This is a genomic window from Nonomuraea sp. NPDC050451 (assembly GCF_044458585.1).
Window position 1 is genome coordinate 1 of the sequence record NZ_JBITHZ010000001.1, and the last position, 17,967, is coordinate 17,967.

Annotated in this window: 6 protein-coding genes and 1 pseudogene; 4 read left to right on the forward strand and 3 right to left on the reverse strand. The window is 70.4% G+C overall.

The genetic code is table 11. The features are described 5' to 3' along the window. Both ACIBI9_RS00005 and ACIBI9_RS00010 read left to right on the forward strand, forming a co-directional pair. Positions 1–3,971, forward strand: a 3,971-nt coding sequence (locus ACIBI9_RS00005; protein ID WP_397219674.1) for an SDR family NAD(P)-dependent oxidoreductase, incomplete at its 5' end; no start/stop codon positions are given. 60 nt (positions 3,972–4,031) lie between these two features. Then, a complete protein-coding gene (locus ACIBI9_RS00010; RefSeq protein WP_397219675.1) occupies positions 4,032–11,222 on the forward strand; it encodes an SDR family NAD(P)-dependent oxidoreductase in 7,191 nt (2,396 codons plus the stop codon). A 55-nt stretch (positions 11,223–11,277) separates the two neighbouring features. On the opposite strand, the gene ACIBI9_RS00015 is transcribed toward ACIBI9_RS00010, so the two are convergent. After that, positions 11,278–12,177, reverse strand: a complete 900-nt coding sequence (locus tag ACIBI9_RS00015) for a TetR/AcrR family transcriptional regulator (RefSeq protein WP_397219676.1) — start codon at positions 12,175–12,177, stop codon at positions 11,278–11,280. A 288-nt stretch (positions 12,178–12,465) separates the two neighbouring features. On the opposite strand from ACIBI9_RS00015, the gene ACIBI9_RS00020 reads away from it, so the two are divergent. Together ACIBI9_RS00020 and ACIBI9_RS00025 are read left to right on the forward strand one after the other, a co-directional pair. Beyond that, a complete protein-coding gene (locus tag ACIBI9_RS00020) occupies positions 12,466–13,986 on the forward strand; it encodes an MFS transporter (RefSeq protein ID WP_397219677.1) in 1,521 nt (506 codons plus the stop codon). Positions 13,987–14,214: 228 nt separating this feature from the next. Then, a complete protein-coding gene (locus tag ACIBI9_RS00025; RefSeq protein WP_397219678.1) occupies positions 14,215–15,054 on the forward strand; it encodes a class I SAM-dependent methyltransferase in 840 nt (279 codons plus the stop codon). Positions 15,055–15,059: 5 nt separating this feature from the next. Here the strand turns inward: ACIBI9_RS00025 and ACIBI9_RS00030 are convergent, their stop codons facing one another. Then, entirely contained in the window at positions 15,060–17,399 is a 2,340-nt protein-coding gene (locus ACIBI9_RS00030; protein WP_397220807.1) for a LuxR C-terminal-related transcriptional regulator, read from the reverse strand. Positions 17,400–17,465: 66 nt separating this feature from the next. Beyond that, a pseudogene (locus ACIBI9_RS00035) lies at positions 17,466–17,903 on the reverse strand (AAA family ATPase); the annotation flags it as partial. Between the last annotated feature and the right edge of the window lie 64 nt (positions 17,904–17,967).

The window sequence follows — 17,967 nt, forward strand, 5'->3', positions numbered from 1 at the left end:
ACACCCACACCACCATCACCCCCACCCTCCGCAAAAACCACCCAGAACCCCACACCCTCCTCCACGCCATCGCCACCACCCACACCCACAACCACGACACCACCATCAACTGGCACAACCTCTTCACCCACGCCACCACCACCGACCTGCCCACCTACCCCTTCCAACACCACCACTACTGGCTCGAAGCACCCGCGACCGCCACGAACGTCGACGGGCTCGGCCAGGCCCCCGCGGACCACCCCCTGCTGGGAGCCGCGGTGGAGTTGCCCGATCAGGGCGGAGTGGTCCTGACGGGGCGGATCTCGGTCGCCGCGCATCCGTGGCTGGCCGACCACGCGGTGGGGGAGAAGGTCGTGTTCCCCGGCACCGGGTTCGTGGAGCTGGTGGTGCGCGGGGCCGACGAGGCCGGCTGCTCGGTAGTCGAAGAGCTGACGATCGAGACGCCGCTGGTGATCGAACGGGACGAGCCGGTCCTGATCCAGGTGTCCGTGGCCGCCGCCGACGAGGACGGCCGGCGCGAGGTGACGGTCTACGCCCGCAGCGGTACGCGGCCGTGGACACGTCATGCCGCCGGGATCGTGGCCGCGGCGGACAGCGGCGACAAGGCGGGCTTCGACTGGAGCCAGTGGCCGCCGGCAGGAGCGCAGGCGGTGGACGTGTCGAGCCACTACGAGACGCTGTCCGCCGCCGGGTACGGATACGGACCGGCGTTCCAGGGACTCAAGCGAGCCTGGGAGCGCGACGGAGAGGTGTTCGCCGAGGTGGAACTCGGCGAGCGGGAGGCCACCGAGGCCGGCCGTTACGGTATCCACCCGGCCCTGCTGGACGCGGCACTGCACGCCATCGGCGTGGCCGAGCGACTCTCTGACGACTCGAAGATCACTCTGCCTTTCGCCTGGACGGATGTGCGCCTGCACGCCTCCGCCGCCAGTCACCTGCGCGTACGCCTGCGCCGCGCCGACGACGGCGCGGTGACCCTGGAGACGGGAGACTCCGCGGGACAGGCCGTGGCCTCCATCGGTTCGCTGATCCTGCGGGAGCTGGCGGACCAGAAGCTGACCGCGACCGCGTCCTCGCCGTCGCTGCTGCGCATGGACTGGGTGCCGCTCGCGAGCGAGCTCGCGGGCGCGCCGGTGGGCGACGTGGCGGTGGTGGGCGAGCGGTGGCCTGCTCTGGCCGCTGCCGTCGAGTCCGCCGGTGGTGGTGCCGAGGAATACGTGGACGCGGCGGCGCTGGGTGATGCGGTCGCGTCCGGGCAGGCAGTTCCTGCCGCCGTGGTGATGCGTGTGCTCCGCCGGGACGGAGATGGGCCGCTGGAGGGTCTGCGGTCGGAGCTGGACCGGGTCGTGGGTGTGCTGAGCGGGTGGCTGGCTGACGAGCGGCTGGCCGAGACCCGGCTGGTGCTGGTCACCAGCGGCGCGGTGACGACCGGTACGGAGGCCGGCACCGCTGATGGTGGCGCTCTGGTCGAGGCGGCGGTGTCGGGCCTGGTGCGCTCGGCTCAGGCCGAGAGCCCCGGCCGGATCCTCCTGGTGGACGTCGACGACGCGACCGATTCGCTCACCGCGCTGGCCTCCCTGCTGAGCGTGGAGGACGAGCCGCAGCTGGTGGTACGGGCCGGTCGAGTGCTGGTGCCCCGCCTGACCCGCGCGGACACCTCCGGCGATCTCCCGGCGCCCGACGGGACCGACGGCTGGCGCCTGGACAGCCCCGCCAAGGGCTCCATCGACGGGCTGACCCTGATCCCGGCGCCGGAAGTCGGCCGGGAGCTGACCGCCGGCGAGGTGCGAGTGGACGTCCGGGCGGCCGGCCTGAACTTCCGGGACGTGCTCAACTCCTTGGGCATGTACCCGGGTGAGGCCGGGGCGATGGGCGTCGAGTTCGCCGGTGTCATCGCCGGGGTCGGACCTGGGGTGGACGGGCTGCGGGTCGGCGACCGGGTGATGGGCATGGGCGAGGGGACGTTCGGTCCCCGAGTGGTGGCCGATCACCGCATGATGGCGAGGATGCCGCAGGGGTGGAGTTTCGCCCGCGCGGCATCGGTCCCGGGCGCGTTCGCGACCGCGTGGTACGGGCTGGTCGACCTGGCCGGGCTCTCCCGTGGCGAGCGCGTGCTGATCCACTCCGGCGCGGGCGGGGTCGGCATGGCGGCCATCCAGATCGCCCGGCATCTGGGCGCGGAGGTCTTCGCCACCGCCTCACCCGGCAAGCAGCACCTGCTGCGCGCGCTGGGCGTGGCCGACGACCACATCGCCTCGTCCCGCGACCTCGACTTCGCCGACGCCTTCGCCACGGTCACCGGTGGCGAAGGGGTGGACGTGGTGCTGAACTCGCTGGCCGGGCCGTTCACCGACGCCTCCCTCGACCTGCTGGCCCCCGGCGGCCGCTTCATCGAGATGGGCAAGACCGACCTGCGCGATCCGGCGGACGTCTCGAACAACGGGATCCGGTACCGCAGCTTCGACCTGATGGACGCCGGGCACGAGCGGATCGGGCAGATGCTGGGTGAGCTGCTGGACCTGTTCGCCGGTCGGGAGTTGGCAGGTCTGCCGGTGCGGTGCTGGCCGGTCCAGCAGGCCCGCCAAGCCTTCCGGCACATGGCCCAGGCCCGCCACACCGGCAAGATCGTCCTCACCATGCCCCGCGATCTGGACTCCGACGGCACGGTGCTGATCACCGGCGGTACCGGCGGTCTGGGAGCCATCCTGGCCCGCCACCTGGCCGGCGAGCGCCAGGTCGGGCATCTGCTGCTGGCCTCCCGCCGAGGAGACCAGGCCCCTGATGCCGACCAGCTCCGGGCCGACCTGGAGGCGGCGGGCGCGACGGTCGAGATCGCCGCGTGCGATCTGTCCGACCCCACGCAGGTCACCGCGCTCCTCGGCCGCGTCCACACCGAGCACCCCCTTACGGCGGTCTTCCACGCCGCCGGGGTGGTGGATGACGGCGTGGTCACCTCGCTCACGCCGGACAAGATCGACCGGGTGCTGCGGCCGAAGGCGGACGCCGCCTGGCACCTGCACCAGGCCACCCAGCACCTCGACCTGGCCGCGTTCGTCCTCTACTCCTCCTCGGCAGCCACCCTGGACAGTGCCGGGCAGGGCAACTACTCGGCCGCCAACGCCTTCCTCGACGCGCTCGCCATCCACCGCCACACCACCGGCCTGCCCGCGCAGTCCCTCGCCTGGGGCGTCTGGGCGCCGGAAACGGGTGGCATGACGCGCCGGCTGGGCGACATCGACCTGGAGCGGCTGTCCCGTTCGGGGTTCACCGCGATGGGTGCCGCCGAAGGCATGCAACTGCTGGACGCCGCCCTGACCATGCCGGAGCCCTTCCTCGTACCGCTGCCCATGGACGCCCGTGCTCTCGGCGCACGCGAGGACGGCATCCCCGCCGTCCTGCGCGGCCTGGCGCGCACCCCCGCACGCCGTACCGCCCAGAGCGCGGCACCAGCCTCGGACGGCGAGTCGGCGCTGCAGCAGCGCCTGGCCGGGCTGGCCCCGGCCGAGCAGGAGCGCATGCTGGTCTCGCTGGTACGTACGGAGGCCGCCGGTGTGCTGGGACACGCCTCCGAGGAGCACGTGGACCCGGACAGGAGCTTCAGCGAACTCGGATTCGACTCCCTGACCTCGGTGGAGCTGCGCAACCGGCTCGGCCGGGCCACCGGGCTCCGGCTGCCGGCGACGCTGATCTTCGACTACCCCAACGCGGTCGCCATCGCCGATTACATGGGGAGCCAACTCCTGCCGAAGAAGGAACCGGTCGAATCGCAGGTGCTGCAGAGCCTGGACGACCTGGGCCGGCTGCTGAGCAAGATCGCCATCGATGTGGAGGCTCGGTCCGAGATCACCGTTCGCCTTCAGAAGCTCATGGACGAGTGGCGCGGAGACCGATCCGGTACGGACGAGGAGAGCAAGGTGCGCACGGCGAGCGCCGACGAGCTCTTCTCGCTGATCGACCAGGGCCTGTAGGTCCCCCAACCGGTTGTCTGACAGCGAACGCAAGAAACCCCTTAGGGAAGGCGGGACGGCATGGCTGACGAAGAGAAGCTCCTCGCGTACCTGCGGCGAGTGACCGAGGATCTCCAGCAGGCCAACCGACGTTTGCGTGAGGTCGAGGAGAAGGAGCGCGAGCCGATCGCGATCGTGGCGATGAGCTGCCGCTACCCCGGCGGGGTGAACTCGCCGGAGGACATGTGGAAGCTGCTGCTGGAGCGCGAGCAGGGGATCGTCCCGTTCCCCAAGGACCGGGGCTGGGACCTGGAAGCGCTGTACGACCCCGACCCGGACAGCAGCGGGACGACTTACGCGCGATCGGGCGGATTCGTCGAAGGGGCGGACGAGTTCGACCCCGCCTTCTTCGGGATCAGCCCGCGCGAGGCCGTCGCGATGGACCCGCAGCAGCGGCTGGTGCTGGAGGTCTCGTGGGAGGCACTGGAGCGGGCGGGCCTCCATCCGGCTTCGCTGCGCGGCACCTCCGCGGGCGTCTTCATCGGCGCCTTCGCCAACGACTACGAGGTGGGCCGGGGGCCCCTGCCCGAGGGCAGCGAAGGTTACCTGGGAACGGGCAACTCCAGCTCTGTCATCTCCGGCCGGGTGGCGTACACGCTGGGCCTGGAGGGGCCCGCGGTGACGGTGGACACCGCCTGCTCCTCCTCGCTCGTCGCCATCCACATGGCCTGCCAGTCGCTGCGCGCCGGAGAGAGCACGCTCGCGCTCGCGGGCGGCGTGACGATCATGGCCACGCCGGAACTCCTCGTTGACTTCAGCCACCAGCGCGGCCTGGCGCGGGACGACCGGTGCAAGGCGTTCTCCGACGAGGCCGACGGCACCGTCCTGTCCGAGGGCGTGGGTGTGCTGGTGCTGGAGCGGTTGTCGGACGCGGTGGCCGCCGGTCATCGGGTGCTGGGGGTGATCCGTGGGTCGGCGGTCAATCAGGACGGGGCCAGTAATGGTCTGACGGCTCCGAACGGTCCTTCGCAGGAGCGGGTGATCCGCCAGGCGCTGGCGAACGCGGGGTTGTCGGGTGCTGAGGTGGACGCGGTCGAGGCTCATGGGACCGGGACCGCGCTGGGGGATCCGATCGAGGCCCAGGCGCTGCTGGCGACGTATGGGCGGGATCGGGAGTCGGCGGAGCCGCTGTGGCTGGGGTCGGTGAAGTCGAACATCGGGCACACGCAGGCCGCCGCGGGAGTGGCCGGTGTGATCAAGATGGTGCTGGCGATGCGGCACGGTCTGCTGCCGCAGACCCTGCACGTGTCCACCCCCACGACCCATGTCGATTGGGAGCAGGGCCAGGTCCGGCTGCTGGAGCAGGCGCGGGACTGGCCGGAGCCGGACGGCAGGCCGCGGCGGGCCGGTGTGTCGTCGTTCGGCGTGAGTGGGACGAACTCGCACGTGATCGTGGAGCAGGCCCCCGAGCCGGAGCCGCAGGAGGATGTGCCCGGGAGCGCTCCGGTGGTTTCCGGGGTGGTGCCGTGGGTGGTGTCGGGGCGTGGTGAGGAGGCGTTGCGGGCCCAGGCGTCCCGGTTGGCCGAGTATGTGGTGGCGCGGCCGGAGTTGCCGATCGGGGAGGTCGGGCTGTCGCTGGTGCGCACGCGGCCGGTGTTCGAGGACCGCGCCGTCGTCATGGGCGCCGGTCGGGAGGAGTTGCTGAGCGGGCTGCAGTCGCTGGCGGCCGGGGAGCCCGGTGCCGGGGTGGTGGCCGGTTCGGTGTCAGGTCCGGCGTCGGGCCGGCGGGATGCGGTGCTGGTGTTCCCCGGCCAGGGGGCGCAGTGGGCCGGGATGGGCGTGGAGCTGGCGCAGTCCTCGCCGGTGTTCGCCGCCCGGCTGGAAGAGTGCTTCACCGAGATCCGGCGGTGGGTGGACTGGGACCCGGCCCAGGTGCTCGCCGACGCTGATGGGGCCGGGCTGGACTCGATCGAGAAACTGCAGCCGGTCGCCTTCGCGGTCGGAATCGCGCTGGCCGGACTGTGGGAGTCCGTCGGCGTCCGCCCGACCGCGGTCGTGGGCCACTCACAAGGTGAGGTGGCGGCGGCCTGCGTGGCGGGGGTGTTGTCGCTGGCCGACGCGGTGCGGGTGGTCGTGCTGCGCAGCCGGCTGTTCGCCGCCGAGCTGTGGGGGCGCGGCGCGATCGCCGCCGTGGGACTGCCCGCGGACGTGGTCCGCGAACGTCTCGCCTCGCTGGGCGGGGGGCTGGAGGTGAGCGCGGACAACGGGCCTGCTTCCTGTGCGGTGGCCGGGCCGGTTCAGCCGCTGGAGGAGCTTGTCGAGCGGCTGCGTGGCGAGGGGGCGCGGGCGCGGGTGATCGCGACCACGGTGGCCTCGCATTCGGCGATGGTGGAACCCCTGCGGGAGCAGCTGCTGGACATGCTGGGCCCGATCACGCCCGAGGCGGGCCGGGTGCCGTTCTATTCGACGGTGACCGGTGGGGTGCTGCCGGGCTCGGAGCTGGGGGCGGAGTACTGGTTCGCCAATGCGCGCCGGCCGGTGGACTTCCAGGGAGCGGTGCGTGCGCTGCTGGCCGACGGCCGCTCGGCGTTCGTGGAGGCGAGCCCGCATCCGGTGCTGACGATGGCGGTGCAGGACATCCTGGACGCGGCCGCCTCGCCGGGGGTGGCGGTGGGATCGCTGCGGCGCGGCGAGGGCGGCCCCGACCGGTTCCTCCGCTCGGTGGCCGAGGCGTTCACCGCCGGTGTCGGGGTGGACTGGGAACGGCTCCTCACCGCGACCGGCGCAGGCGCCGAGCTGCCCACGTACGCGTTCCAGCACCGGCGCTACTGGCTGGAGCCCGCCACGACCGGCGTGTCGGACGCGGGCGGGCTGGGCCAGGCCCGGGTGGACCACCCGCTGCTCGCGGCGGCGGTGGAACTGCCCGACCAGGCCGGGCTGGTCCTGACCGGCCGGATCTCGACCGCGACGCACCCCTGGCTGGCCGATCACGGAGTGGGAGAGACGGTGCTGTTCCCCGGCACCGGGTTCGTGGAGCTGGCCGTGCGGGCGGGTGACGAGGTCGGCTGCCCGGTGGTGGAGGAGCTGACACTTGAGGCGCCGCTGGTCATCGAGGGCGAGGAGGCGGTCCAGCTCCAGGTGGCGGTGTCCGCCGCCGGCGAGGACGGCCGCCGCGAGGTGACGATACACGCCCGCACCGGCCGGCGCCCTTGGACGCGTCATGCTGCCGGAACCCTCACCGAGACGACCGGCACCGCGGACCCTGCCGATGGGCAGTGGCCGCCGGCGGGGGCGCAGCCGGTGGACGTGTCCGGCCACTACGAGGCGCTGGCCGGCTCCGGATACGGGTACGGCCCGGCCTTCCAGGGACTCAAGCGGGCCTGGATCCGCGACGACGAGGTGTTCGCCGAGGTGGAGCTCGACGAGCGGGAGGCTGCGGAAGCCGACCAGTACGGCATCCACCCGGCGCTGCTGGACGCCGCGCTGCACGCCACCGGCCTCATCGAACAGGGTGAGGGCGTCGTGCTCCCGTTCGCCTGGAACGGGGTGGAGCTCATGGCTTCCGGCGCCCAGCGGGTGCGCGTCCACGTCCTTCCGGCCGAGGGCGGCGCTTCGAGCATCCGGATCGCCGATGCCACCGGAGCCCCGGTCGCGGTTGTCACGAGCTTGATCACGCGCCCGCTGCCGGCAGGCGGACTGTCATCGCGTACCCAGCCAGGACACGATGCGCTCCACCACCTGCAGTGGGTGATACCGCCCAGCTGGAACCCGCCGCATGCCCGAGGGGCGACAGCCGTCATAGAGACGGACGGCAGAGTGACCGAAGCCCTGCGCCGCAGCGACCTGGAGGTGCGCTCATACGCCGATCTCCACGCGGCAGCGAGCGACGACGGGATCACGACCCTGGTCATTCCCGTTCCGCAGGCCGCTGACCAGGAGCCGCTGGAGGGCCTGCGGTCGGAGCTGGACCGGGCCGTGGGCGTGCTGCGCGACTGGCTGGCTGATGAGCGGCTGGCCGAGACCCGGCTGGTGCTGGTGACCACGGGTGCGGTCACGACCGGTACCGAGGCCGGCAGCGCTACCGGTGGTGCCCTGGTCGAGGCGGCGGTGTCGGGCCTGGTGCGGTCGGCTCAGGCGGAGAACCCGGGCCGCATCCTCCTGGTGGACGTCGATCGCGCGGCCGATTCGCTCACCGCGCTGGCTTCGTTGCTGGGCGTGGAGGACGAGCCGCAGCTGGCGGTGCGGGCCGGTCGGGTGCTGGTGCCCCGTCTGGCTCGGGCGGACACCTCCGGCGATCTGGCGACGCCCGAGGGGCCGCAGGCCTGGCGGCTGGACAGCCCCGTCAAGGGCTCCATCGACGGGCTGAACCTGATCCCGGCCCCGGAGGCCGATCAGGAGCTGGCCGCCGGTGAAGTTCGAGTGGAGGTCCGGGCGGCCGGCCTGAACTTCCGCGATGTGGTCGTGACCCTGGGCATGGTGCCCGAGCAGGGCGGGCTCATCGGCGGCGAGTTCGCCGGGATCGTCTCCGAGATCGGACCTGGGGTGGACGGGCTGCGGGTCGGCGACCGGGTGATGGGCCTGGGCGAGGGGACGTTCGGCCCGCGGGTGGTGGCTGATCGCCGGATGACGGCGAGGATGCCGCAGGGGTGGGGTTTCGCCCGCGCGGCCTCGGTTCCCGGAGCGTTCGCGACCGCCTGGTACGGGCTCGTCGACCTGGCCGGGCTCTCCCGCGGCGAGCGCGTGCTGATCCACTCCGGCGCCGGCGGCGTGGGCATGGCCGCCATCCAGATCGCCCGGCACCTGGGGGCGGAGGTCTTCGCCACCGCCTCACCCGGCAAGCAGCACATGCTGAGAGCCCTGGGCGTGCCTGAGGGCCACATCGCCTCCAGTCGCGATCTCGACTTCGCCGACGCCTTCGCCTCCGTCACCGGTGGCGAAGGGATGGACGTGGTGCTGAACTCGCTGGCCGGGCCGTTCACGGACGCCTCCCTCGACCTGCTGGGCCCCGGCGGGCGGTTCATCGAGATGGGCAAGACCGACCGCCGCGACCCGGCCGACGTGGCGGGCACCCACCCCCATGTCCGTTACCGCAGCTTCGACCTGATGGACGCCGGGCACGAGCGGATCGGCCAGATGCTGGGTGAGCTGCTGGACCTGTTCGCCGGTCGGGAGTTGGCAGGTCTGCCGGTGCGGTGCTGGCCGGTCCAGCAGGCCCGCCAAGCCTTCCGGCACATGGCCCAGGCCCGCCACACCGGCAAGATCGTCCTCACCATGCCCCGCGATCTGGACTCCGACGGCACGGTGCTGATCACCGGCGGTACCGGCGGTCTGGGAGCCGTCCTGGCCCGCCACCTGGCCGGCGAGCGCCAGGCCCGGCGTCTGCTGCTGGCCTCCCGCCGAGGAGACCAGGCCCCCGACGCCGACCAGCTCCAGGCCGATCTGGAAGCGGCCGGCGCGACAGTCGACATCGCCGCGTGCGATCTGTCCGACCCCGAGCAGGTGGCCGCCCTGCTTGACCGCGTCCCCACCGAATACCCGCTCACGGCGGTCTTCCATACCGCTGGCGTGCTGGACGACGGCGTGGTCACCTCGCTCACCTCGGACAAGATCGACCGGGTGCTGCGGCCGAAGGCGGACGCCGCCTGGCATCTGCACCAGGCCACCCAGCACCTGGACCTGGCGGCGTTCGTCCTCTACTCCTCCTCAGCCGGCACGCTGGACAGTGCCGGGCAGGGCAACTACTCGGCGGCCAACGCCTTCCTGGATGCGCTGGCGATCCACCGCCACACCACGGGCCTGCCTGCTCAATCTCTCGCCTGGGGACTCTGGCACCAACCCAGCGGCATGAGCGCCCACCTCACCACCACCGACATCAGTCGCATCGAACAAGCCGGCTACCACCGCATCACCACCACCCAAGGCAACCAACTCCTCGACACCGCCCTGACCACACCCCAACCCCACCTGCTCCCCATCCCCATCAACACCCAGACCCTCGGCAACCGCCACGACGGCATCCCCGCCATCCTGCGCGGGCTCGTCCGTGCCCCCGCCCGCCGCACCGCCCACGCCGGGCAGGCCGCGGCCGACGGGTCGGCGGTGCAGCGGCGGCTGGCCGGGCTGTCGCCGGCCGAGCAGGTCGAGGAGCTGACCCTGGTGGTGCGCGAGTGTGCGGCGAAGGTGATCGGGTACAGCGAGCCGGAGGCGATCCGGGCGGAGCAGAACTTCCTCGAAGCGGGCTTCGACTCGCTGACCGCGATGGAGCTGCGCAACGTACTGAACAAGGCGACCGGCGTGCGGATGCCGGCGACGGCGGTCTTCGACTACGGCACCGCCGCGGCGCTGGCCCGGCACATCGCGGAGGAGATCGCGATCGACAACGGCGGCGGCTGGGAGTCCGGAGCGGCGGAGCCGGACGGGGGCGGATCGCTCAGCTCGCTGGTGCGCGCCGCGGCCCCCGCCGGGAAGCTGCAGGAGGGGCTGGACATGCTGGAGGCCGCGGCGCGGCTGCGGCCGGTGTTCCGGACGCTGGACGAGCTGGACCGCGCGTACCCGCCGCTGGCCCTGGCCTCGGGGCCGGGGCGGCCGAAGCTGTTCTGCTTCAGCACGCCGATGGCGCTGGGCGGCGCGGCCCAGTTCGCCCGGCTGGCCGTGCACTTCCAGGGCGTACGCGACCTGTACGCGCTCCAGGTGCCCGGATACGCCCCGGACGACAGCCTTCCGGAGAACGTGGACGTCGTGGTGCGCATGTGGGCGGAATCCATCCGGAAGGCGGCCGGCGACGATCCGTTCGTGGTGATGGGCTACTGCGGCGGCGGCAACTTCGCGCACGCGGCCGTCTCGTACCTGGAGCGGAACGGGGTGCGCCCGGAGGGCCTCGTCCTGCTGGACACGTTCCTGCCGGACAGCGACGTCATCGACGAGCTCGGCGGCCAGATGCTGGAGGGGATGTTCGACCGGGCGGAGGTGTACGGGCCCTTCAGCGACACGAGGATGACGGCCATGGGGCGCTACTACCGGCTCTTCAGGGAGACGGTGGTGGAGGACATCGAAACCCCCGTGCTCTTCCTCAGACCGGACTCCCCGCTGCCCTCCGGCCCCGACGGCGAGCGGTCCAGGGAAGGCAACTGGCGGGCGTCCTGGCATCTGAAGCACGACCTGTGCGAGGTCCGCGGCGACCACCTCACGATGCTGGAGGGCGAGGCGGGGTCCATCGCGCAGGCCGTCGAGGAATGGCTGAAGCCGTCCGACGGGCGTTCGAACGGCGCGTGAGCGGCGAACCACGCAGATGCCGAGGACCAGCCCGATCGGGGCGCGGAGGGCGCCGTCAGTGATCCTCGGCCGAGGGCTGACCAGAGCGGGGCCACCGGTGAGGGGGAGCGGGCGACTCCCCCTCCAGGAACCGGGCGATGCCGTCCAGCAGCCGCTGGAGGCTGAACTCGAAGATCTCCTCCAGGTCCGTGAGGACCTCCGGGCTGTTCCGCAGCGCGGCCTGCCGTGGATAGCGGTCGGCGCCCAGTTCCTCGAGGATCGCGGGCACTTTCACGGATCGCCACTGGCTGAGCGAGATCCCGCCGCCGCGCCGTTCGGACGCGATCTCGCTCACGCGCAGCAGGGCGAGCCCCTGTGCGATGCCGCTCACGCCCAGGTAGATCCGATGGGTCATGACGGGGTCCAGGCCGAGGCCGTCGAACGCGCCCAGGCCGCGTTCGAAGCGGGCGAGGAGGCTGGGGACGAGCGGCGGCTTGACCGTCGCGATGACCTCGAGGACCCACGGGTACGTCGAGTACAGCGCCCACTCCCACCGGGCCGCGGCCTCCAGTTCGGCCCGCCAGCCTCGGGGGGTATGGGGTCCGGTGTCCCCGCCTTCGCTGAACACGGCCTCGACCATGAGGTCGATCAGCGCGTCCTTCCCGTCGATGTAGTTGTACAGCGACATCACCTTGACGCCGAGCACGTTCGCGACGTGCCGCATGGACATGCTCTCCAGGCCCTCGGCATTGGCGATCCGGATGGCGGTCCACACGATCCGCTCCCGGGAGAGGCCGGCGTCGGTCCGCTGAGAATCGACACGGCCGGTGGCGGGCCGTGCCGGGCGGGGAGGTGAAGGCTGCTCCTCCTTCGCCCGCGACGCTCCCTGGCCGGTCCGCGCGTCGAGGCGGGCCCGGTAGGCGCGGGCCTGGCACGAGCGCGAGCAGTAGCGGGGCTTGCGCCCGCGGGGAGGCACCGTGAGCTCTTTTCCGCACTGTACACACGTCAGCATGGCCGTCTAATTTCATCACGATCTTCCATTGTGATGAAATTATATCACGCGCCTGATGTGACGAAAAGAAAGTGGGGTGGCTGTGACGAAAATATTTTTCAAGAAGAGGTGTCAGTCAGGAGATATCTGTGAACAGGGAGGACATGCAGTGCCAACCTGTACAGGGAGTCAATATTTGCTTGACGAGACCCTTCGGCAAGCTGACATATGGTGTACTGTAAATGTTACGTACACAGTATGAGAGGGGTGTGAATGGATATCGCCGAAAGCGGCGCCAAAGCGGGGTGGAAGGAGTGGACCGGCCTGGCGATCCTCATGCTGCCTGTACTGCTCATCTCCATCACGGTGACGGTGCTGTTCTTCGCGCTCCCGTCACTGACCGCCGAGCTGGAACCGAGCGGCACACAGCAGCTGTGGATCGTGGACATCTATGCCTTCCTGTTGGCCGGGCTTCTCATTCCGATGGGCAATCTGGGTGACCGGATCGGCCGCCGGCGGCTGCTCCTGGTGGGCGCGGTGGTGTTCGGCATCACGTCGGCCATCGCGGCGTACGCGCCCAGTGCCGAGCTGCTCATTGCGGCGCGCGGCCTGCAGGGGGCCGCGGCGGCGACGCTGATGCCGCCGACCCTGGCCCTCATCCGGGTGATGTTCACCGACGGCCGCCAGCTCCACATGGCCATCGCCATCTGGGCCGCGATCTTCACCCTCGGCAGCGTGGCCGGGCCGATCGTCGGCGGGTGGCTGCTGGAGAGCTTCTGGTGGGGAGCGGTCTTCCTGATCAGCGTGCCGATCATGATCTTGTTACTGGCGCTCGGCCCGCTCCTGCCGGAATACCGTGATCCCAATCCGGGGAAGTTCGACATCCTCAGCGCGGTGCTCGTCCTGCTCGCCGCCCTGCCGATCGTCTACGCGGTGAAGATGGTCGCCGAGCAGAACTTCTCCCTGACGATGTGGATCAGCGCCGTGATCGGGCTGCTGTTCCTGACCCTGTTCCTGCAGAGGCAGCGGAAGCTGCCCGACCCCATGCTGGACCTGGCGCTCTTTCGCCGGCACGCGTTCACCGTGTCCCTGATCACCGCCACTCTCGCGGTGTTCGCCCTCGTCGGGACGTTCTATTTCATCACGCAATACCTGATGTCGGTGCTCGGGATGCGGCCGATCGTGGCCGGACTGATGACCGTGCCGACGGCCGTCAGCTCGGCGGCCGGATCGGTGCTCGGGGCGGCGCTCACCCGGTGGATCCGGCCCGGCACCATCATGGGCTCCGGCATGGTCTTCGGGTCGATCGGCTTCCTGCTGATCTCCCAGCTGAGCACGGACGTCAACCTGCCGCTGCTGTTCGGCGGGCTGTTCCTGCTGGGCTGGGGCATCGGATCGGTGCAGGCGCTGGCCTCGACCATGGTGGTCGCCACGGCGCCGCCCGAGAAGGCGGGCTCCGCCTCGGGGCTGTTCGAGTCCTCCACCGAGTTCGGGCAGGCGCTCGGGGCCGCCATCCTCGGCAGCATCGGGGTGGCCGTCTATCGCAGCACCCTCGCGGCGCAGTTGCCGGCCGGCGTCCCGCCCGAGGACGCCGCGGTGGCGCACGAGACCCTCGGCGGCGCGCTGTCGGTCGCCGGTGAGCTCCCTCAGGCGGTGGGCGCGGCGCTGGCCTCCGTGGCCCGCGACGCCTATGTAGACGGAATGCAGATCGCCGCTTTCGCCGGCGCGGTCATCATGCTAGTAATGGGGATTCTCGCGTTCTTCAAGCTGCGTGAGGCGCAAAATCCTTCGTGACGCATCCGGGCCGCCGGCGTAAATCGGTGGGGCCGGCGTACGGAAGACCGAACCAGAAAAGGGGGGATAGCCCCATTGAGTACATGAGAGAATCCGGGCACTCTTCGAAGTATAGACAAGAGTCTTCGCGAGACGAACGCGATTGATCCTCGGTGCGTTCGCGTAAGCGGGCACCGGTGCGGTGCCACGGCCGCGGGCCACCCTTATTGTCGGAGGGAAGTCGGAGACATGTACGACCAGAGCAGTCATACCTTTTTGAATTTCAAGGGCTATGGCGCGGTACATGCAGCCGACTATCCGGCCGACGAATTCCGGGAGAATGGCCGGGACGACTACCGGACGACCGTCGAGCAGACCGCCGCGTTTCTCGCCGCCGAGGCGGGGATCGACGGGTCGAGCACGGTGCTCGAGGTGGGCGACGACTGCGAATGCCTGCTGGTCTACCTGGCCCAGTGGTTCGGGTGCCGGGGTGAGGGGATCTTCGAGAGCGAGGAGTACGTCAGGTTCGCCCAGGATCTGTGCACGAACCAGCGGCAGCGGCTGGACGTCGGCTTCCGGCGGGCGTCGGTGCTGCGGCTTCCCTACGAGCCCGGCAGTTTCACCCACGTCGTCAGCCACGGTGCGCTGCACAAGGCGCCGGACCTGCCGCGCAGTTATGCGGAGATCCGCCGCGTGCTGCGCAGCGGCGGCATCTTCGCTTTCAGTGATTTCTACCGGCCGCGGACGAGGATAAGCGAGCGCACCCGGACCGAGGTCTACGACAAGTTCGGGTGGAACGACGGCTACACGCTTCTCGAATACCACTCCGCACTGGAGGAGGCCGGCTTCGAAATCAGTTCGGTGGTCAATGTGACCGGCTTCCTCAGGCGGACGTTCGAGGGAAACGCGGAGGCGGCCCGGGCGCGGGCCGGACAGATGGCCGACGCCGAGGCCCGGGACAAAATGCTCGCCTTCTCCTCGTCGTGCGAAGAAGTGCAGACCGCTATCGACCGGGGGGAGGTCGGCTGGGCCATCGTGGTCGTCCGCAAACGGGGCGTGCCCGAGCGGCGGATCCCGCATGACTCATAAGGCCGTCACCCGGGCACGGACGCCGAGCCGGGAAGGTGCCGGGAATTCTCCGCGACGAGCACGTTTCCGTTCGACGAGCCGAGCTCTTTCGACGAGAAGAGCCGCGGAAGGTCGTTCCGGCCGTTCACGCCGAGTTTTCGATATATGCGGGTGAGGTGCTGCTCAACCGTGCTGATGGTGATATGCGCTCTCGTCGCGATCTCCCGGTTCGTGTAGCCGAGCGCCGCCATCGAGGCGACCCGATATTCGGCGGGGCTCAGGGCGTTCTGATCGTTGCCGGCGGCCATCACGCCGAATTCGCTGTCGAAGGCGTTCGCCACCGACCTGCGCAGGGGCTCGGCGTGGCAGCGCTGGCCGACCCGGTCGGCCTGCTGGCCGATGAGCCGGGCCTTGTCCGTCTCGCCCAGGGCGGCCAGGGAGTGGCTGAGGCGTGCCAGCGCGTGCGCCAGCTCCATCTTGTGGCCGGAGTCCTGGAGCATGTCGACGGCCTTGCGCAGCAGCGGGGGCCTGCGCCCGACCTCCTCCGCTGAGGCCAGCACCATCAGCGCGAACCCCCGGATCCGGGGACTGTGGCCGTGCGGCGTGGCGTGGTGCAGCTCAAGGAACTTGCGGGCGCGGGCGTTGTTCTTCAGCACGACCGAGACCCCGGCAGCCCCGAGGCGCCACGGGACGAGCAGCGGCGTGTCGACCTCCCAGGACCGCATCAGCGTGCCGCACTTCAGGAAGTCGCTGAGGCCCGCGTGCGCCTGGCCGACCGACGTTCTGTAGTGGCCCCGCGCGAAGAGGTAGTGCAGCCCGTACCTGGTCTGGTAAACGGTTTCAGGCAGGGGATGGCGGAGATACTCCTCGGCCTTCTGATACTGGCCCATCTCGGTGTGCGCCTCGATGAGGCTGGCCAGCGGCAGCGCCGCGAGCACGCCGAGGCTCCTGGGAGGCAGGGTGCGCAGGGAAAGCTCTCCCCACTCGACGGCCTCCATCATCTCGCCCTTGTGCTCGGCGATGTGCGCGCGGAAGGCGGCGAGCACGCTCAGCCATGTGGGCGAGGAGCGCCGCTGCGCCACCGCGTACAGGTTCTCGGCGAGGGAGGCCGCCTCGTCGGTGCGGTCCGAATAGACGAAGCAGAACAGGGCCGCTTCGACCAGCTCGATGTTGCAGCCCTCGAGCTGGACCGAGTGCAGGACCTTCTCCGCCGTCCTCAGGGCCGCCTCGGTCTCGCCGTCGCGCAGGTTGGCGGCGAGTGCGGAGATCGTCCGCGCGTACGAATGGGCCGGATGCCGTTCGCTGCCCTCGCGTAAGGGCGAGGGTTTGTGCGTTCCCCGCAACCGGTGCAGGACCGGGGGGTGCGTGCTGGCCAGCCAGTGGTCGGCCGCGAGGCGCCAGGCGTGGGCTCCCCCCGCCTCCTGGCCCTCGCCCTGCTCCGCCTGCTCCAGCAGCGCGAACAGCTCCTTGGCCTCGTCGTACTGGCCGTGCCAGAGCATGCACGTGAGCAGCCAGTGCACGTCCTTGGCGGGCAGCAGGCCGTCCCGCGCGGCCTGCACGAGCATGGGGAGGTACACGGTGGCGGTGGAGGGGTTGATCCGCCAGGTGGCCTTGGCCAGCGCCAGGGTGACCTGGACCCGTTCGTCGGTCCCGGAGCACAGGTCCGCCGCGTAACGGAGATACCGCACGGCGAGCTCGTACTCGTCGGTGGCCAGCGCCTGGTCGGCGGCTTCCCGCAGGACGTCCAGGGCCCAGGGCTCGTGCTTGGTGCTGGCGGCGACGAGGTGGTCGGCGATCACGGTGGGCTGTACGCCGGTCGCGTGCAGCAACTGGGCGGCGCGTGCGTAAAGCTCCTTGAGGACGTCCGGCTCCATGGAGTCGAGGACGGCCTCCCTGGCGGCGGGGTGGCGGAAGCCGTCCATGCCCAGCAGGCCGATCTCCGCCAGCCATTCCAGGGTGCGGACCACGGCCGGCTGCTTGATGTGCAGCATCTCGGCCAGCAGCGGGGGAGAGGCGGACGCGTCCAGCACGGCGGCGGCGCGCAGGACCCGTAGGGGTGTGCTGCCGATGCGGTTCAGCAGCGTACGGACGGATCCGGAGAAGCCGTCGTCGACGACCAGTCCGGCCTGGTCGTCGCCCGCGTTGTGCCGGTCCTCGATCAGCGAGCGCACCAGGAGGGCGTTTCCGCCGCTGACCTGGTGGATCGCCTCCGCCAGCAGGTCGTCAGGCTCGATCCCGAGGCGGACCTGCGCGATCCGGGAAATGGTGCCCGACGAGTACGGCGCCACTTTGATGCGGCGGCACTGCGGATGGTGCATGAGGTCGCTCTGGATTCTGAGCGGCACCCCGTCCGGCCCTTCGTTCACCGTGAAAACCATGAAGACGTTCGCGGCATGAAGCCGGTTTATGAAATGCAGGAGAATATCCAGCGACACCGAATCCGCGTATTGCACGTCCTCGATCGTTATCAATACCGCCCCGTGCCGTGCGTGATTGGTGATGCTCTCCCACAGGCCGTGCGTGACGCCGATCCAATTGAGGTCTTCCGGCCGGATCCCGCGCGGTCCCGCGTTGAATACGGCCTCCTGCAGCAACTTCAATGCGGGGGGCATCTCGCCCAGCGCGGCACTCAGGCTCTGCGAAACCTGGTGGATGACGCCGAGTGAGATGTTCTGCTCGTTCCGTAGGCAGATGGCGCTCAGATGAGTGGCGCCCGACCGCACCGCCGAGTCGGCGAACGCGTGCAGCACCCGGCTCTTGTCGAACCCTGGAGGGCCGGTTATCATCGCAATTCTTCCCCAGCCATGCTCACTCTCCGCGAGCATGGTATTGAGGAGGGTGATTTCTGATTCGCGTTCGGCGAACTGCATCGACTCTCCTTCACCTGTTTGGTCGTAGAGGAAGCTCAATCGGGAAGCGGACCGGGAGCAGTCC